Below are 18,245 nucleotides of genomic sequence, written 5' to 3' on the forward strand. Positions count from 1 at the left end.
TTCGACCTGCTGCGGGATCCGCTCAAGGCCACCGCGGCCCGGCCCGGCCGGATCCGCTGACATCGCCGGGCGGGTGCCGGGCGGCGCCGGACGCCCGCCCGGGGCGAGAATCGGGAGTCAGGCGCAGCCGAACCCCTGCCTGGGCGCCGGCCACAGCTCGACGCCCCGCGGAGTGCGGATGTACACCCGCGAGGCGTCCGGCGTACGGAACAGGGCCCGCTCGCCCTGCCGGTAGCCGGTGTCACGGGCTTCGGGGGGCAGAACGGCATCCCCGTCGTACCGTGTGGAGAACTCCTCCGGGGGGAACACCCCCCGGGGATCGCGGACGTACATCCGCTTCTCCCGCCCCTCGCCGAGATGGAGGAAGTGCGCCGACTGCCAGTCGCAGTGCTCGGGCCCGGCCGAACTGCTCATCCGGGTGACGGGCACCCGTCGGCCCCGGGCGTCGGTCCAGATCTCGTACTCCTTGGAGTCGGTGTAGCTCGCCGGCAGCTCGGCCGGATCGCAGGAGGCGCTGGTCTCCGGGCCCCAGCCCGGCCGGTCCTCGGCGACGACCACCGCGACCTTGGTCTCGCCCTTCACATCGAAGGAGTACAGCACCCGGTCCCCTTCCTCGCGCTCCACGCGGTAGCCGCTCCTCGGGACATCGGGCTGCTCGATGTCTAAATAGAGCTTCAGGCCCTCCTCCGGGGTCGATCCGCCGTCCCCCTTGCTCCAGGGGTCGCTGATCCCGCCGCCGTACATCTCCCCGTCGCACTCCACGGCCCGCCCGGCGGCACCGGAGGCGTCCCGGAGCCGCCGGGGGTCGTCCTCTCCGCCGTCGCTGGTCTCCTTGACCGGAACGGCCAGCGGCCCGTCGTACGGCTTCGCCGGGGGAGTGCCTTCGATCACCAGCCCCCGCCCCGCGTCGTCCGTCCCGGCCCCGCCGCCGCATCCCGCGACCGCCGCCGTGAGCGCGAGCGCTGTTGCCAGCGTCCCGACCAGACCCTTGCGCATATGTCCGCCTCCAGGAGTTCCGTGTCCGTGGCGGTCGGACGGACGACCCGCCCCGCTGGTTCCCCCGGGAGCGCCGGTGATGATTCCCGCACGTCAAATACGTTCGTTCCAGGGGACTAGGCCCTGTCCGGCGGATCAGTGCATATCTGCGTGGCGGAGCCGGCGTCTGCGGAATGCTCCGCCGGGCAGCCTTCAGGGCAAGGGCCGGGACGGTGTCACCTCTTGCGTGTGGACGACGACGTCGAACCAGCTCGCGAGTGACCCGCCCGACATGTGGTGGGCCGCATCATCCCCGGGGTCGTAGAACGGGCCGATCAACCGTGTGCGCGTCGGGGCGTCCAGGAGGCGGCGGATCGGCTCGGGTTGCGATGTGCCCAGATCCAGGACGTATCCCGCCCTGTTCTCGGCGGCCGCATGGAGCAGGCTGTCGACGAAGTCCGGGCGTGGAGCGGGCAGTGGCTGGCCGATCGAACCATGCGCCATGGTCAGGCCCACGGACCGGTAGTCCAGTCCCAGTCGTTCACGCAGGTATCCACCCATATTCTGGTGCGACTCCAGGGGCTCGGAGGGGGACACGGTACGAGGGGCGCCGACGGCGGTGTGCGCCATGCCACCCCAGTAGACGACCTTGTCGCCGGTGAGCTGCTGCCACCAGCTCACACCGTCGGCCAGCGTGCGTTCCAGTTCGGCCAGACCATCGAGCCGTGTGGTATGCCGCACCGGTTCAGCAGGGAACTGCGCGAAACGTACCGGGTCGCCTGGGTGACGCTTGTTGTAGGACCGCATCCAGTGGACGAGATCGAGGATCTCGGCGGTCTGCCAGAACGACCGTGCCTTTCCCAGCAGTACACGGGGGTCTCCATCGCCGGTGGCGACGTAGACGTCCAGCCCGAGGCGCCCAGGGTCGTCGCCCTCCAGGGCAAGGGAGCGGAACCCCTCTTCTTCCACCAGCAGCCGCACGATGCGATGCGCCACGTCCGACAATTCGCGTGTCTGTCGGGCAGCTGCTCCAAGCGCCACGATCTTGGCGTCCCGCACCAGCGGGGCGAGCGGCCGCAGATCGTCCAGTGGCTCGTCAGGCTTCATGTTCACGAGCACCTGGGAGTTCTTCTTGATCCATTCGGTCACTGTCTCCATTGGCCTGCCCTTCATGCCCGAGCTCCGCTTCTTGCGGACCACTCCAGGGGATCGTCTGATCTCAAGCTTGGTTGAGGTCAAGAGCCTGTGACGTCGAGTCGGCGCGCTCATCACTGGAGCGGCCTGTAGTGGCTCAGGGGCGTATCCAAAGGCGTATCGCGACCACCGTGACGGCTCCGTGGAAGACGTAGGCGCGTTTGTCGAACCTCGTGGCCACGGCCCGGAAGTTCTTCAAGGCGTTGATCGTCCTCTCGACTTCGTTTCTGCGCTTGTAGATCGCCTTGCTGAAGCCCGTAGGCCTGCCACCTCGACTGCCGCGTCGTTGGCGGCGGGCTCGCTGGTCCTTCGGCTCGGGAATGGTGTGCTTGATCTGGCGTCGCCGCAAGTAGCGGCGGTTTCGGCGAGAGGAGTATGCCTTGTCTCCACCGAGATGGTCGGGGCGCGTCCGGGGCCGTCCACCGCCCTGGCGGCCGACCCGGATGCCCTCCATCACAGGGATGAACTGCGGGGCATCGCCCCATTGGCCCGGCGTGATCAGCAGGGACAGCGGACGGCGCCCGCCCTCACCGGCGAGATGGATTTTGCAAGTCAGTCCGCCCCGGGAGCGTCCGAGTCCCTCGCCGGGACGGTGTTGCCGGGGCGTGCGCCGTTTTCCCGGCACCCTCGGCAGACTCTTGCGTGCGCCAGCTGCGTGCTGATGGGCACGGCAGGACGTCGAGTCCACGCTCACCATCGACCAGTCGATACGGCCCTCGGCATCAGCGCCGACCAGGACGGCCGCGAAGATCCTGTCCCAGGTGCCGTTCGCCGACCATCGCCGATGCCTCTCGTGCACCGTCTTCCACGGACCGAAATGTTCAGGCAGATCCCGCCACGGCACCCTGGTCCGGAGCCGGAAGAGGATCCCGTTGATGACCCTGCGATGGTTCTCCCAACGTCCGCCCCGCTGCCCTGGCATGGGCAGATGCGGCTTCAGCCGTGCCCACTCCTCGTTCGTCAGATCTCCCCGCCCCATGGCCATATGCCAACGATCCGTCACGGAACCAGTCACATGATCCGCCGGACAGGCCCTAACCCTCCAGGGTTGATGACGACCCTGCGGTTCCACCCCATCACCGCAGACAGCCCCCTGTTGCAAACCCTCCAGGGTTGATGACGACTTGTAACCAGAGGGCGGGTGCCGGGCGCTGGAGTGCATCCGGGCCGTCATCAGCCCTGGAGGGTTTGTAACCTGCGCGGTGAGCGAGATGCACGAGCGATCCGGAGGTATTGCTCCGCACCCGATCGCGATCCGAAGCGGGGGCCGTGGGCCTGCTCCGCCTCTTACGCCACAGCGTAGTGGCCCCTCCGCAGTGCACTGCGGAGGGTCTGGAATCAGCGGAGATGACCCGCACGCGTCGACTCTGCCCGCCAGCCTCAGCCGAAGCGTCCCACGAATGTGCTCACTTGGGCGCGGCGAGTCGAAGTCCACAGGTGCTTCCAGGTATGCACCACCTGGCCCTCGTCGCTCTTGACGAGCTGTGTCGAAGGTCGGCTTACTGGAAGTTGAGCCGGTGGGGGTGGGTGGGGTCGGTCGGGCAGGTGAAGATCTGCATGAGTCCGCGTCCGAGGTATACGCCGGTCGGGACGTTCGCGCCCGGGGTGTGGGCGGTGTCCCGGTCTTCGAGTGGTACCCAGCTCAGTGTGCCGTTGTCCCATTCCCGGTCGTGGATGGTCAGCAGGGGGCGCATGGCTGTCCCGCAGGAGCAGGTGACCGGGGCGGGGTCGGTGAGGTGCCACGAGGCGAATCCGCCGGTTTTCCAGCCCGGGGGAATGGACAGGTCGTGCTGGTAGGTGACCTCGTCCCTCTCGGAGGTTTCGCCGCCTGCGGCGGCCTCGTACTCCGCGTAACTGCTGTAGCTGCCGACGCTTGCGGAATCCTCCTCCGCGTCCAGGAGTTCCTCTTCCCAGAGCTCGATGGACTCCTGCAGTTCCTCGCTCAGCAGGCCCGCGTATTCATGCTCCACAATCCGCTCGGGATGGAGGACGCATGTATTCGGTACGCATTCCTTGCGGCCCACGACCACAGGCTCGGGATTGCCCGGAAGAGTGTCCGTGACATTCGTCGAGCGCCGCCATTTCAGTACCACGTCGATCGTGTGGTCCGGTCCGTGTGCCTCGAACGGGCACCAGAGGACCTGAAGAAGGTCATACCCCTCAGGGCCGGCCAGATCCTGGATGTCACGGGTGAACAGCTGAGCCACGGCCAGCAGCGGAATCGGGTCCCCATCGCTGACATTGGGGGCGTGTACGCCTGCTTTGAAGCCGGCCAGAGTTTCGAGTTCGGTCTCGGACGGGCCGTTCTGGGGATCACGCCGCCATGCCGCGTCGAGGATCCGGCGTTCCCGTCGCACGTCCGCCAGGAGGTGTCCCGTGCCCTTGCTGTGCGGGGCGGTGCACATCGGCCAGGGTTCGGACGCGGGCCACAGGAACGGGCCGGCCACCGAACTCTCGTGTGGTGTGGGGGAGCCCTGGCGAGGATGCAGGCGGGTGCTCGTGCGGCGGTTCTGGCTGAGTTCGGGGAACTGGGCCTCGATGTCGGCGGGCCGCTCGGGCGTGGTGCGGGTCACGCTGGTCCTCTCTGTGGCGGTTCAACCGGATGCTACACGGCTGTTCGAATTCCGGCGGCGGGGTTGTCCAGCCTGTGGGCGAAGACGAATCCGCGATTGCCGAAGGCGGTGAATTCAAGGCGTATGGGGACCGGATTATTGCCCTCGTAAATGGGTTTGATGTTGTACTGGACTGTCTCGCCCTTCTTCACCGCGTCGTAGATCTTCTGCTCGACCTGGTCCCGCTGGTCGGGTGAATTGGTCGGACTCTGGGTCTGCGTCACCAGGTTGTGATAGGCCAGTCTTCCCTTGCCCGCGCCTCCCAGCCGGTCGGCGAGGAGGTGTCCGCGCGCCTCGTTGAAGGCCGTCCCGTTCCCGCGCCAGCCCGGAGGGCGCAGTGAGCCGGCTTCCGAGCCCGTGTGCAGCATCTCGGGGCGCAGCTGTGCGTAGACGCCGGTGGGTCGGCCCAGGTGGTCGAGCCGGCCGTAGCGGATGCTGTCCCCGCCGCCGTATGCGTCCATCTGGCAGCGTTTGGGTGCCAGTCCGAGCGGGTCGGCCCAGGCGAAGGGGTTGAGGACGTATGTCGAGGGGTTGGGCGCGGGGGAGAGTCCCAGTGGGTCGGGGCTGAGGTAGCGGGCGGTGTCGGGGTCGTAGTGGCGGAAGTAGTTGTAGTGCAGGCCCGTCTCGGGGTCGGCGTACTGGCCGGGGAAGCGCAGCGGTGTGTAGGCGGTCGCTCCGGTGTTCCAGGCGGTGGTGCCCCAGCAGGTGGAGCGACTGCGCCAAACCGTTTCGCCCGCCCCGGATATGAGTTCGGTGGGTGTTCCGGCCAGGTCGGAGACGATGGCGAAGAACCGGGCGTCGACCTCGCCTTGGTCCAGCGCCCTGCGCTCGTACTGGAGCAGAGGCCGGTGCCCTTCGTACTCCCAGGTCAGAACCGTTTCGGTGGCCGAGTCCGACTGCTCGGCCAGATGTGTACCGTCCCAGGTGAAACGCACAGTCTCGGCGACGGCCTGCTGGTCGGCGGCCATGCGGTGCTTGGCCGTACGCCGCCCCAGCGGGTCGTAGGTGTAGCGCCACAGTGTTCCGTCGGGGGTGGTGCACGACAGGAGGCGGTCCGCGGCGTCGTACGCGTAGCGCCAGACATCGGGCTTGCGGGACAGCCGGGTGCGCCGCCGCAGGACGACCCGTCCGGCTGCGTCGTACTCGTAGCGGACCGATCCCGCTGAGACGAGCCGGCCGCCGTCGTAGCCGCGGTGGCCGCGGGCGTCGGCGTGGCCGCCCTCCTCGGGCCACTCGGCTGAAGTCTGGTTTCCCGCCCGGTCGTAGGTGTAGTTCTCCTGCCAGCCGGGAGCCGTGATCCGCAGCGGGCGGCCGAGCGGATCCAGGGAGATGTGTTTCTCCCGGCGGGAACCCGATGCCGACTCCGTCAGAGAGACCGGGTAGCTGTCGGCCCGGTAGCCGTGGTCCCGGGCGTGCAGGACGCTGTCGCCGACGGCCAGCGACTGACGAACAGGTCTGCCGCGTGTGTCCCAGGCCGTGGTGAGAGCCACCGGTGCACCGGGTGCGCCCCACGAGCGGGTCAGCTCCCGGCCGAGGGCGTCGTGGGAGAAGGCCAGGGTGTGTCCGTCGGCGGTGAGGGAGACACGGGCGCCGGCCGCGCTGTACCGCTGTCTGCTGACGGCGCCTGTGGGTGTGGTGCGGGAGAGGCGGCGGCCGAGCAGGTCGTAGGTGTAGCGGCTGGTACGGCCGTCGACGGTCTCCGCGACGAGCTGCCCCATCATGTCCCGCTCCATGATCAGCGTGGAGGTGGGGGACGCCGCCCCGATCAGCTGGCCACCCGCGTTGTACGAGTACCGTGTGACTGAGCCGCCGGTGTCCTGGGCGATCAGCCGGTTCATGGCGTCCCATGCGTAGGTGACGTTCTGCCCCAGGGGAGTGACACGCGATGTCAGACGGCCTGCGGCGTCGTACGCGTAGCGGGTCTCCCGGCCGTCGAAGTCGGTCTCGGCCGCGAGCCGGCCCGTACGGTCGTACGTGTACTCCCAGGCCTGCCCGAGCGGGTTGGTCACCCGCACGAGGCGCAGCTCGGTGTCGTAGCGCAGTTCATGGCGGGCTCCGTCGGCGGTCGTGCGGGTCACCGGCTTGTCGAAGGGCCCGTACGAGGACTCCGTCACACCGCCGTGGGCGTCGGTGTGGGTGAGGCAGTTCCCCTCGCCGTCCCAGGTCCACGATTCCCGGCTGGACCTCGTACGTGAACGCGGAAGACAGGAAACCGTCGGGACCCACGGTGCGTACGACACGGCCGTCGGCGTCGTACACGTACTGGAACGTCGACAGGTTCCGGTCGGTCCAGGACGTGATGCGGCCGTCCGCGTCGTACGTGAAACACATCGGCCGCCCAACAGGGCCGGTCAAACTGGTCAGATCCCCGGCCGTGTCATGGCCGTACGCGAGAAGGGTGACCGGCCCGGAAGGCGCGCGAACCGCGAGTTCGGTCACCCGGGACGCGTCTGCCGCCAACTGGACCGTGTACCCGCCGCTGTGCCGCACAGCCGTCGGCGCGCCGTCGGAACGCCGGGCGAAGACCACCTGGTTGTCGTTGCGGTCACTGAGTTCGCTCAGCCAGAACGCGGACGAGGAACGGTAGGGGCTACCGCTGAACGACCGTGTCAGACCGCTTGCCGGATCGGTGATCCGGTAAACAGTCGCATCCTCCTCGTACCCGCCGTGGAACAGCGGCAGGCGCGCCCCCTCCACCGGCAGGACACCGCCTGTCTCATCAGGCGTCGGAAGACGGGGATAGATGAGCAGGGAGCCGTCCTCCCGAGCCCAGACGGCACCCTGCCCCTTCGGGTCCGGCTCGATGCGTTCGTCGAGTGTGGACGCCCAACTGCGTCCGAACCACCGGCCGTAGCGGTATTCCGACAGGTGGGTGCGGCGCAGGACGAGGGGGAGGACGCCGGGGAGCGCCAGGTCGGTCTGCGGCAGTGTCATTTCCCCGGTGGCGACATCAATGGGGTCGCTCTTGCAGGTCTTCTTGTCGAGCGAGATGGCGTTGCGGCGTGGGTCCGCTGCGGCACCGTCGAGAGAAGCAGGCCGAAGACGGGCATCGCCGCCATTGCCGCCCCGGCCGGCGCTCCCGCCCGTGCCGCGGCTGCCGCCGCCGTCTCTGCCCTCACCGGGGTTGACCTTCTTGACACTGTCGCGGACACCGCGATCAGTCTCCTTGTGCGTGGCCGAACTCTTGGCGATGGCCTTGGGCAGCGCGGTGCCCACGTGCTCACCGAGGTCGTTCAGGCCCTTGGTGAGTTTGCCCGTCACCTGCTCGATCGTCGTGTCCAGGGCGGCGGTCAGGGAGTCCTTGCCCTTGGCCCGGCCGTGGTGTCCCTTGGCCTTGCTCAGCTTGGTGCCCGTCTTGGTCCGCATGGATATCTGCACGCCCGCGAGCTTCGTTCCGGCCCGGCTGTGCTCGTCGTGGTCGATGTCCGGACCGCCACCGGGTCCGGGGCCGCCCGCTTGGCCGGCGGACGCGAGCCGCAGCCCCTCCGGTGTGCCGGTGGCGTCCAGCGCGGTCTGGATCGCCAGGTCGGTCACGATGGTCTCCAGCGCTGCCACCGCCGGCTGGGCAAGCGTGGCGGCGATCTCCGACAGGGCCGCCTCGGCCATCTCCTGGAGGATCCGCTTGAACGCGATACGCGTCGCCGCGATCTTCCCGCCGGCCAGCAGCACGGACAGCCCGGCTGTCACCGGCGCGAACGCGAGCGTGATCCCGATCGTCGCGCACAGATCCGCGAGCTCACCCACCGCGGCGATCTTCCGTGCCACGATGATGTCCGCGACCCGGTCCAAGGCCTCGGCGACGATCCGCGCGGCGGACGCCAGGTCCTTGTGCTTGCCCTGAACTTTCGACCAGTGCCTGTCCAGCGCGGTCAGCGACTCGCTCCGCCCGCTGGAGAGGAGCCGCTGGACGTGCTGATGAGCCGAATAGCCATCACCGTCGGCGTCCTCGGCGAACTCCCGCAGCGCGTCCGCCATGTCACGGTAGGCGTCCTCGTCGACGTTGGGCCACCCCACACCGACGATGTCCAGCATGGTGTCGACGCCCTCAGGCATCGTGTAACCCACGCGCAAGCCCCCGTACAGCCACGGCCGGAATGAAGATCAGCCAGCATGTCACGGACGTATCGAACACTCCTGCGAGGTTCCCAGCCACCCTGAAACCACGTCACATCAGGCAGACATGACGGCTGCTTCCGGAAGCAGTCCCCGCATGAGGCCGCCGACACCGAGACGGCCCCGCACGGTGAGCACCACCGTGTATCGGACACCGTCACTGAGTGTCCGTGCCGTTGAACCGGGCGGTGCCTCGGCCGCGACAGACGGTCCGGCCTGGCACCAAGTCCGAGGCAATGGGCGGGCCTTCGAGGGGCGGGGTCCCCTTCGGCTGCGGCGTCACCAGACGGGAATCCCGCAGCGTCTCCTTGTTCGAACAGTGCTCCTGCGCCACGCCGCTGTGCCAGAGTGCGTCAGGGGACAGTCGCAACCGACGCGCGGACACGGGGGGCGTTGTGGGGGTACGCGGGCTGCTGTCGTTTGCGGACGCGTTGGCTCTGCTTGGCAGCGATCCGCCCGCCGTCGCCGCGCTGGACCGGGCGCTCGGCGGGGTGCTGAATGTCGCGACGGGCGGGGTCAGCGACGGGATCGTACGGATCGCCGATGCCCAGGGCAGTGTGCTGGCGCTCGGCCGTGGTGCCGTACTCGGCATTGGACGGCACCTGGGCCGCGCCGACGGCCGTGCCGCGCGCACTGAGCTGCTGCACGCCGCCCACACTGTGATCGTCGTTCTCGCCTGGTTCGAGGCACTGGAAGAACGGCCTCTGCCCGTCCGGCTGGAGGATCTGCGGCTCACCCGCAGTGAACAGCTCGCTCTCACGGGCTCCCCACACGCAGCGGAGCACGGTGCCGCGTTCACCCGCGCGCTCGCCGCCGTCGACGCACCGAGCCCCACGCCCCACCGGCCCTTCGAAGCGGTCACGGACCAGCTGCGGCGCTGGTACGAGGCTTTCTCCGCGAGGTTCCTCGACTTCGCCGAGGGACTCCGCGTCTGGAGCGCGCAGACGGAAGCCGCCCGCGACCAGGCCCAACGGGTGATCCGCACCGAACTGCCCCGCGAGGCGATCCGCCACTACGAGTCCCTGTACGCCAGGCTCGCCCAGGAGGCACCGGAGTTCGGGTTCTGGACAACCCAGATCGAGCACCAGGCCACCCGAACCGAGGTGCGCCGCTCCCTCGGGGGCGTTACCGAGCTGCTCGCCGGCCTGACCCGCACGGTGCGTCCCCTCACCGACATCGCCGCGGCCCTGGCCCGCTCGTCCGAGGCTGTGCTGACCCGGCCCGTCCTGGACGCCTCGTCCGGACCGGAAGGCATACGCGTACCAGCCCTGCGGGAGATGTACCTCGACCCGGACTTCCGGGTGCGTGAGGTGGCTGGTACCAGCGGTCCTGCCACTGAGTCCTGGTGGCAGGACGCCCCCGTACGCCAAGACCTCACCGTCTACCTCGCCGGAGCGCTGACGTCCGCCGAAGCGGCCGGCGCACCCCTCCTCGTGCTGGGGCAGCCGGGCGCGGGGAAGTCCGTCCTGACGCGGGTTCTCGCCGCCCGGCTGCCCTCCGCCGGCTTCATGCCCGTCCGCGTGCCGTTGCGGGACGTCAGCACCGAAGACGACCTCCAGAGCCAGATCGAGCAGGCAGTGCGCACCGCGACGGGGGAGCGGCCGTCCTGGCCGGAACTCATCCGATCGGCCGGCGGTGCCGTGCCCGTCCTGCTCCTCGACGGGTTCGACGAACTGCTGCAGACCACCGGGGTCCACCACAGCGACTTCCTCATCCGCGTCGCCCGGTTCCAGCAACGCGAGGTGGAACAGGGACGTCCCATCCGTGCCCTGGTCACCAGCCGCATCGCCGTCGCCGACCGGGCCCGCTACCCCGACGGCCTCGTCGCGCTGCGACTGGAGCCCTTCCGCCCGGAACAGATCCGCCGCTGGCTCGACCTGTGGAACGAGGCCAACGCCGACTGCTTCGCCGCCCGCGAGCTACGACCGCTGACCTGGGGGGCTGTGGAGCGCCACCTGGCGCTCGCCGCGCAGCCACTGCTGCTGACGATGCTGGCGCTGTACGACGCCGCCGACAACGCTCTGCACCGTGGCAGCGACAATCCCCTCGACGAGACCGAGCTGTACGAGGAACTGCTCACCTCCTTCGCCCTCCGCGAGATAGACAAGGCCGGCCCCTCACCCGCCGCTGTACCGGACGATGAGGCCCGGGCCCGGGCCGAACGGGAACTGCAACGTCTCTCCCTGGTCGCCTTCGCGCTCCACAACCGCCGCCGGCAGTGGGTGTCGGCCGCTGAACTCGACGAGGACCTCACGGCACTGCTGGGCCGGGCCTCCGCCGAGACCTCGGGATTCCGCACCCCGATCGACGCCGCGGAGGTGACACTCGGACGCTTCTTCTTCGTCCAGCGTGCGCAGTCCGTACGGGATGGCCGCGTGCTGGCCACCTACGAATTCCTGCACGCCACGTTCGGCGAGTACCTGGTTGTCCGCCTGGCCCTGCACGTTCTCACCAGCCTCCTGACACACCGTCCGTCCCTGTCCGACGCCCGGAACAGCATTGACGACGACCTCGCCTACACCCTGCTCTCGCACGCGCCACTGTCCTCCAGACAGATGCTGCGGTTCGCCGGCGCGATGGTACGCGGCATTCCGGCTGCCGAGCGCGACCGACTGGCGCGCCTCCTTATCAGCGTGCTGGAGCAGCATGGGCAGCGCACGCAGGAACCTCACCCCGCCTATCGGCCCACCCGCTCTCCTTCCTCCCCCCGGATGCGGACCTCAGCCCGCCACGGCGTCTACGGCGCCAATCTGGTTCTGGTGATCCTGCTCCTGCGGGGGCGTGTCACCGCGGGCGCGCTGTTTCCGCTCTGGAACGACTATGGCAGCGCCTGGCACCGCCATGTCCTGCTGTGGCGTTCCGCGTTCGACGAGGAGCAGTGGACCGATTTCGCCCTGTCCCTCTCGGTGCGGCGCACCTGGACCGAGCAGGGCCGGGAACTGGAGATATCCCTGCGGTCCGGTGCCTTGGAACCGCCGGAGCCAGTGGACATGAACTGGCTGTACGGCCACCTGCGAGGCAATGGTGGCGCGGGATGGTCGCGAACGTACTGGGACGAGCTCCGGCACAAACTGGATGTGTCCGGCGGTACGAACGACGGCGTTGTACGGCATGCCATAGACCCGGTCTTCGCGTGGCTCGGACCGGCCGTCACCACATTCCTCACCTCCCCGGGCGAGCCCGCCACCTCTCTGGCACACGATCTGCTGAAGTTACTGCTCGGCGCGGCGGACCTGTCGCCCGGCGAACGAGCCGCTCTCCGGGCACGAGTCCTGCACGGCCTCGGCAACGCTCCCTCTGATCTTCAGGACCGCATAAGGCGTCTGCTCGCCGAACGGCCAGACCCGCCCCCGGGGACCGGCCCGACCAACGACGCCTGAAGGGCTCCATCGCCCCTGCTCCGGAGCCGCCTGATCGCTGAGCGTTGCTCGAGACCGCCGACCTCCGTTGCCGCTCTCACCTCGATCGCGCTCCAGCGTCCGGTGCCGGAACACTGTCGCCGATGGCCTGGCCTGCGGGCACTCCGTCGCGTCCGTAATGGCAAGCCGTGGATACATCCGCAGCAGCGCGCTGCTGCGGATCGCGGAAGCCGAAATGGAGGCGCGCGGCTCACCTCTGCTTCGCGCGGAGGACATGCCTGCCGGCCTACCTGGGTGTGCTGGTTCAGCGCAGTGAACAGCGTAATGTGGCTGCGGAACCGCAGCACTTGAGGTCGGATCGTAGCGACGGGTTGCCGATACATCCTGCCCCTGGTGCTGTTGGCGGGTTCGACGGATGGGGATCAGGAGCTGGTTGCGCCTCCCAGAGGCTGAAGCTCCTGCGCTTCGCGGCGGATGAGCAGGCTGCCGAGGCTGGCAATCCCTGGCGGGCGGGCATCACCCTCCCCTCAACCCCGAAGTGAGCACACGCCGTCGCAGCCTTCCTCCCCGTGTCTGACCAGAGAGCGGGCCGGTGAAGGGGATGGGGAGAGCGGGCCTCCGGCGGCCTGTGAGACAGCCCATGGTCCGGATCGTCTCTCAGGCGCGCTGGGCCCGGGCATACACCTTCTTGGCCGTGGAGCCCAGTGGCTCGCACCGCTCGCTAACGGCGTCTGACGTGGCAGCTGCTGCGGCCGCCGGTACAGCCGCAGCGGGGCTTGGCGCTTCAGGTTGGGGACCAGTTGGGGACCACACGGTATACGTGGCAGCGCACACCATGACCTTCTGTGCACAGCCTGCGCCCTAGTAAGTTCCCTTATGTCTAGATAATCGAGCCGACCCTCACTCCTGGGGGTCAAGGGGTCGCAGGTTCAAAACCTGTCGTCCCGACCAGCGTTTTCGCAGGTCGGAGGCGGTATCGGAGTAATCCGGTGCCGCCTTTCCGTCGTTCTTGAGGGCCAGTTGGGGACCAGGCGGTCTGGCGACGTCTGCCAGGGGCGGGGTTGAGGTGGACGGTGCGGTCGACGGCACCGTTGGTGATCATGCGGACGGGGAAGTGGCCGAGCGCGGGGGCCACTCGGCGGTGCCAGCCTGCGAGATACGGATCGGGCGTCTTCGGTTCCAGGCCGCGTAGGGCCAGGTTCATGGTGGTGGTGCTGTACTCGGTCAGCGACATGGTGGCCACGTTCGGCGTGATCCCCGCCTCCGCGGCCTTGAGGATGCCGGAGATCCAGTCCTCGGCCTCGTCGTGGGTGTCCTTGCCCTCGGAGAGGGATCTGCGGCGCTTGGGGGCGGGGTCGAACCAGCGAACGCGGGCACGGTAGGGCGAGGCACGGTCGGGCCGGTGCTCGATGTCGCCGGCCGCCCGCAGCCCGGGGCGGCAGTCTGATGCCCCATACCGAGGCTGTTCCGCTCGGGGCAGTGCTGGAAGTTGCCAACAGGTTCTTTGTCTGCTGGTGGTACAAAAGCTGCGATGCGCTGACCAGCGGGAATGCGCGTCCGGCTGGTTTCGAACCAGTGTTGGCCCGGTAATGGTCCGGATCTTGATCGCCTGGTTGGCCAATGGCTGTGTGGCCGCCTGCTTCAGCTGTTGCTGGTCCGGCCGGGGTCAGCCCCCGGTCACCGGCGACCCCGGATGCAGCCGCCACCGGCGAGGTGCCAGCGCGGGGGTGTACGAGAACAGCCGGGCAGTGCCGGGTGATTTCGCGCGAGCACGGGAGAGCCTGGACTGAGCAGAGGCTCTACTGAGCGCCCCCAGCCCCGCGGAGTGCTTCACACGGTGTGTCATCGGGAAGAGATCGGTACCGACGGATTTGAGGAAAGTCGCAGGTCGGAGGCCATATTGCGTCGCCTCTCGCGGACGATTTTGGCCCTGGGGGAGGCGCTGCTCAGGCTGGGTGGTGATGTGGCGACGGTCCGGCGCAAGCAGTGCATGGCCTGCCGGCGGCTGCGGAACTTCGTCTGCGTCCCGCCGGCGTGGCAGGCGAAGCTCCTGGCCTATGGGAAGGTCGACCCGGGGGAGGTCGACCTCGTGCCCGGGTTAAGCCGGGATGTGGCGGGGCTCGGTCACCACGGTACGGGGGACCTGGGGGTGCAGCTCCGGTCCGAGCGGGACCTGGAGCGGGCCGGGGAACTGTTTCGCCTCACCTGCGCGGGGGCGTAGCGGCGATCCGGTGCCGCACAGTTCTGGCCGCGGTGTGCGATGGGGGCTGGTGGTCGTGCGGATGGCCTTTCGGTGGCGCGGACAGGTCGTGGCGGTGGAGTAATCAATGGTCCGGTGGTTCCCCAGTTTCCTGAACCGGGGAGCCCTCGCTATCGTGCTCGGCGATCGGTTCCGGGGGACACGGCCGACTTCCGAACCCTCGAACTCACCAGGGTGGGGCGGCACGCCTGCGGTTTCCCTCGGGAAGGTTCGCTAGTGTGCTCCGACGCCGTCAAGGACGCCGAGGGGATCTGTTTCCAGGCTCGTGAAGCCCTGCGCCGGTAGTCTGGACTGCCGCAGAGTGCCGTTCATGAGGGACGAGGGCTTCTCGGTGGAGGCTCGCAGGTCGAGTGCGGCGGTCCCGGCTCGGTCCTTGATGATGAAGTGCTGGTCCGCTCCGTAGCTCTCGTCAGTGTTACCCCGGAACCGTGCCACTGGAAGAGGCAGGCCGAAGGCGGGGTCCAGAAGGGCGGCGAGGACGTGATGTGAACCCGGTCCATGTCCGCGTACGTACGGGAGCGGACTACCAGTTGTGCCACGTTGGCTCAGTCCGCTGTAGCCGTCGGGCCCCACGCGGTGGGGAAGGACCACCAGCCGCTACCCCTTGCTGGACATCCAGAACTCCTGGGATGTTCGCTCCATGCCGGGGGGCTGGAGATGCACGGGATCGAACACCGTATGGGACCAAACGGCGGCGGGGACTCGCAGGAGCCTTCCGAACTGTGGAGGGGGCGGCGGTCCGCCCAGGCACAGGCCTTGGGAAGATCGCCCATATGGCATTTCTCCACATCGACCAGGTACTCGGCGACCGCCCCTTCGCCGAAATAGGCGAACCCTCCCTAATCAGAGTTAAGAAGACTTTTTGAGTCTTGGGGGCTCTCCAACAGCCGACGGGGGCGTGGTGGGCAAGGAGTGGAGGATTTCTCGCTCGCAGCACAGGGGTATGGCGAGTTGCAGGCCAGGCTTCCCGTGAACAGCCCCCACCTGTTGCCATCCACGCAGCACCGAGCGCAACCCGCGCGGAGCAACCTCACCGCTGCTTCATCAATGACGACAGAGGGTGTCGGGTTTACGGCCGACGATGGACGTATGCGCGAAACCCCAGAAGAACTCAACAAGCTCCAGTCCCTCCTCGGCACCTCCCTCTCCGGCTCGACCGCACACCTCCGCTCGATCGTCGAGGGCCGCACCATCACGGCGGCGCAGCTCACCGGGGTCCTCACCGGCATGTGCACGCTCGCCCTCTCCACGGTGACCGCAAAGGGCGAACCGCGGATCAGCGGCGCCGACGGGCACTTCCTGCACGGCCGGTGGCACTTCGGCACGGCGCGCAACGCCGCCAAGGCCCGTCATCTCGCGGCCCGTCCGGCCGCCAGCGTCGCGCACCTGCGCGGCGAGGACCTCGGCGTGTTCACCCACGGCACGGTGGAGGAGCTGAACCCCGAGGACGCCGAGACCACGGCCGACTGGCAGGAACTCCTCGCCTACTTGAAGGACTTCTACGGCGACGACGCCTTCGACTGGAACCGCGAGGTCGTCTACTACCGGCTGAACCCGCACTGGATGACCGTCTACGCCCCCGACCTCGACAAGCTCATCGGCACGTGACGCTGGGCCCGTCGACGAGGGCCTGCACCCACGGAAGCCGCAGAGCACGACGGCGGACCCTTGAGTTCCCACCGAGAACCCTTCAGTTTGCGTGAACTTACGGGACTCCCCGGATGTGAGTAGGTGAGGTACAGAAAGTGCCGCTGAGGACGATCATGGTCTGGTCGGCGTAAGCATGGTGATCCGGTTCTTGTCCTCGCGGCGGGCCTTGCGCTGGGCCGGGACGGCCGGAATGCCCTGGCCGCCGTGGTCGCGTGCGAGGGCGGCGATGGAGCGGTCCTCCAGGTACGCGGTGCGCACGTCTTCCAGCTTGTTGACGGGACGGCGGGACGATGCCCGCCCTTGTTGCCCTTGGCCTCGGCGGCGCGGCCTACCCGCTCGGGCGTGGCGGGTACCACGGTCGGCTCGGGGTCGCGCCCCGGCGTTTCCCGGGCGGGGCTTCGCGGGGAACGTGGAGCTCTGTGCCGGACAGGAGTCCCCCGTCCGCGTGTTGCACACCCCGCGGAAGTGACTCCCTGTACAGTGCCGTGGCCGTTTGAGTGAGTGAGTGGGAGTGGGGGTTCGGTGATGGTGCGATCGGGTTGGCGGACGCCGGGTGTCGCAGCGGCCGGGGTGGTGGCTCTGCTGGTGGGGGCGGTCCCGGCGGCGGCCCAGGGGGAGCGGGCCGAGCAGCGTGCGGCGGGCGGGCATGTGGTGTTCACCGAGACTGGCGCTTGGCAACCCCCCTACGGAGTGAAGGAGTTCACGGTCTATCTGTGGGGAGCGGGGGGCGGCGGAGGTGGCGGTGCCTCCGGCAGCGGCGGGGGCGGAGGCGAGGGGTGGAACCTCTTCTTCCCGGAACTCGGGGGCATCGGGAGCGGCGGGAGCGGAGGCGGCGGCGGGGGCGGAGGCGCGGGCGGCGGGGCGGGAGCGTTCGTTCAGTGCCAGGTCGCAATCCCCCCGCGTGACTGGCAAGTTGTGCCGGTTCGCTACGGTCTTGATGTGGGCCAGGGCGGTAGCGGCGGCGCGGGCGGAGCTGCGGCGGCCGGCGGCAGCAGGGGTGCGGGTGTCATCGGGGGGAACGGGGCCGATGGCGGCCGTGGTCGTAGTACCGCCGGTACGACGCCCTCGGATTCCGCAATCCATGAGTTCGGCCTTGTGTCTGATCTTCTTGCCGCCGCCGGCAGCGGGCGGGGCGGGCCAGGGGGGCCGGCGGGCGGCCCCGGACGCGGCGGGCAGGGATTGACGAAGGAGGACGTCCCCGGAGGGGACGCTGCGCCTGCCGCTGAGGGCGGCGCCGGCGGAACGCCCAACCGCGGCCTGACACGCTGTGTGGGGGAGGCGGGGGCTGCCGGAGGTCCCGGAGGAGGCTCCGGCAGCGGCTTCTCGGTGAATACGGAACGGTTCGGGGCCGACGGGGGTCGTGCAGGACGGGGCGGCCCGGGGGCAGGCGCTGCTCCGAAGGCGGGTGACACGATCACCCTTGCCGACGGAACGGCCTATACCGTGCCCGCCACCGTGGGCCGGGGCGGCAGCGGCAGTGGTGGCGGTGCGGGGGGCCGGGGAGGGGACGGGGCTGTCGGCCCGGAGGTGCCCAACAAGGACGGCACCGGGTCCGAAGCCGGACAGGCCGGTACCGCAGGGGACTCGGGGCTGGTGATCATCGCCTGGTCTGCCGACTCGTGACTCCGCACCGGGATGCGCTTCGAAATATTCCGTGGGACGACGTGCGGGGAGTGCTCCGGGTTGGGGGAGGCGTCGCGACTCGGATGGGACATCGAGGAGTTCCACACGGTTGTGCGTCGCCACCGCCTCGTACGCGGCTGGGAGACTGCCGTCCACTGGCTGCGCTCCGCCAACTCCGCCCGTTTCTTCCGCCGCCGGACTACCCGTAATCCTTGACGGCCGCACCATTTGGGTTCGGGCCGGGCCCGAAGGCGAGGGCCCGGACACATCCGTTGAGGGGGGCGCACCCCAGTGCGCATCGATCACCCTAGGTCGTGTCTTCAAAGTCCCGTCTGCCTGTCGTGCCCTGGCACGCACTCCTCCTGGGCCTGGCGGCCCGGGAGGTACCCCCACGCCGCGTTGTCGTCAGTCGCCTACGGCCCCCTGGGCCTGGCGGCCCGGGTGGTACCCCCACCGCGT

Annotated in this window: 11 protein-coding genes and 1 pseudogene; 4 read left to right on the forward strand and 8 right to left on the reverse strand. The window is 68.9% G+C overall.

The window, feature by feature from the left end:
- Nucleotides 1-117 precede the first annotated feature (117 nt).
- From IE247_RS32480 to IE247_RS35165, 6 genes and pseudogenes are all read right to left on the reverse strand, one after another.
- Complete coding sequence (locus tag IE247_RS32480; RefSeq protein ID WP_190126951.1) at nucleotides 118-996, reverse strand: hypothetical protein; 879 nt, start codon at nucleotides 994-996, stop codon at nucleotides 118-120.
- A 192-nt stretch (nucleotides 997-1,188) separates the two neighbouring features.
- Entirely contained in the window at nucleotides 1,189-2,133 is a 945-nt protein-coding gene (locus IE247_RS32485; RefSeq protein WP_190126952.1) for an erythromycin esterase family protein, read from the reverse strand.
- 133 nt (nucleotides 2,134-2,266) lie between these two features.
- Nucleotides 2,267-3,148, reverse strand: a complete 882-nt coding sequence (locus IE247_RS32490) for an IS5 family transposase (RefSeq protein ID WP_190126962.1) — start codon at nucleotides 3,146-3,148, stop codon at nucleotides 2,267-2,269.
- 520 nt (nucleotides 3,149-3,668) lie between these two features.
- Nucleotides 3,669-4,742, reverse strand: coding sequence for a hypothetical protein (locus tag IE247_RS32495; protein ID WP_190126953.1), 1,074 nt, complete (start codon nucleotides 4,740-4,742; stop codon nucleotides 3,669-3,671).
- 32 nt (nucleotides 4,743-4,774) lie between these two features.
- On the reverse strand, nucleotides 4,775-5,242 hold the full coding sequence (locus IE247_RS35160) for a DNA/RNA non-specific endonuclease (RefSeq protein ID WP_506005042.1): 468 nt from the start codon (nucleotides 5,240-5,242) through the stop codon (nucleotides 4,775-4,777).
- A 12-nt stretch (nucleotides 5,243-5,254) separates the two neighbouring features.
- Nucleotides 5,255-8,846, reverse strand: a pseudogene (locus IE247_RS35165) (DUF6531 domain-containing protein); the annotation flags it as partial.
- Between the two features lie 443 nt (nucleotides 8,847-9,289).
- Here IE247_RS35165 and IE247_RS32510 point away from each other — a divergent pair.
- Nucleotides 9,290-12,274 (forward strand): NACHT domain-containing protein, encoded by a 2,985-nt coding sequence (locus tag IE247_RS32510; protein WP_190126956.1) that lies wholly within the window; start codon nucleotides 9,290-9,292, stop codon nucleotides 12,272-12,274.
- An 892-nt stretch (nucleotides 12,275-13,166) separates the two neighbouring features.
- Here IE247_RS32510 and IE247_RS32515 read toward each other — a convergent pair.
- Complete coding sequence (locus IE247_RS32515; RefSeq protein ID WP_190126957.1) at nucleotides 13,167-13,874, reverse strand: hypothetical protein; 708 nt, start codon at nucleotides 13,872-13,874, stop codon at nucleotides 13,167-13,169.
- Nucleotides 13,875-14,153: 279 nt separating this feature from the next.
- Between IE247_RS32515 and IE247_RS32520 the strand changes: the two genes are divergently transcribed.
- Complete coding sequence (locus tag IE247_RS32520; RefSeq protein WP_373305641.1) at nucleotides 14,154-14,474, forward strand: hypothetical protein; 321 nt, start codon at nucleotides 14,154-14,156, stop codon at nucleotides 14,472-14,474.
- Nucleotides 14,475-15,602: 1,128 nt separating this feature from the next.
- Complete coding sequence (locus IE247_RS32525) at nucleotides 15,603-16,121, forward strand: pyridoxamine 5'-phosphate oxidase family protein (RefSeq protein WP_190126958.1); 519 nt, start codon at nucleotides 15,603-15,605, stop codon at nucleotides 16,119-16,121.
- A 153-nt stretch (nucleotides 16,122-16,274) separates the two neighbouring features.
- On the opposite strand, the gene IE247_RS32530 is transcribed toward IE247_RS32525, so the two are convergent.
- Nucleotides 16,275-16,421 carry a hypothetical protein gene (locus IE247_RS32530; RefSeq protein ID WP_190126959.1) on the reverse strand — a complete coding sequence of 49 codons (147 nt, stop codon included), beginning with the start codon at nucleotides 16,419-16,421 and terminating at the stop codon, nucleotides 16,275-16,277.
- A gap of 1,185 nt (nucleotides 16,422-17,606) precedes the next feature.
- Between IE247_RS32530 and IE247_RS32535 the strand changes: the two genes are divergently transcribed.
- Nucleotides 17,607-17,786, forward strand: a complete 180-nt coding sequence (locus tag IE247_RS32535) for a hypothetical protein (protein ID WP_190126960.1) — start codon at nucleotides 17,607-17,609, stop codon at nucleotides 17,784-17,786.
- The last annotated feature ends 459 nt before the right edge of the window (nucleotides 17,787-18,245 follow it).

The sequence above is a fragment of the Streptomyces inusitatus genome, assembly GCF_014651115.1.
Classification (GTDB): Bacteria; Actinomycetota; Actinomycetes; order Streptomycetales; family Streptomycetaceae; genus Streptomyces; species Streptomyces amakusaensis.

Coding starts and splice junctions, on each gene's coding strand:
- IE247_RS32480 (WP_190126951.1), bottom strand. CDS start 996: ATGCGCAAGGGTCTGGTCGGGACGCTGGCAACAGCGCTCGCGCTCACG.
- IE247_RS32485 (WP_190126952.1), bottom strand. CDS start 2,133: ATGGAGACAGTGACCGAATGGATCAAGAAGAACTCCCAGGTGCTCGTG.
- IE247_RS32490 (WP_190126962.1), bottom strand. CDS start 3,148: ATGGGGCGGGGAGATCTGACGAACGAGGAGTGGGCACGGCTGAAGCCG.
- IE247_RS35160 (WP_506005042.1), bottom strand. CDS start 5,242: ATGGACGCATACGGCGGCGGGGACAGCATCCGCTACGGCCGGCTCGAC.
- IE247_RS32525 (WP_190126958.1), top strand. CDS start 15,603: ATGCGCGAAACCCCAGAAGAACTCAACAAGCTCCAGTCCCTCCTCGGC.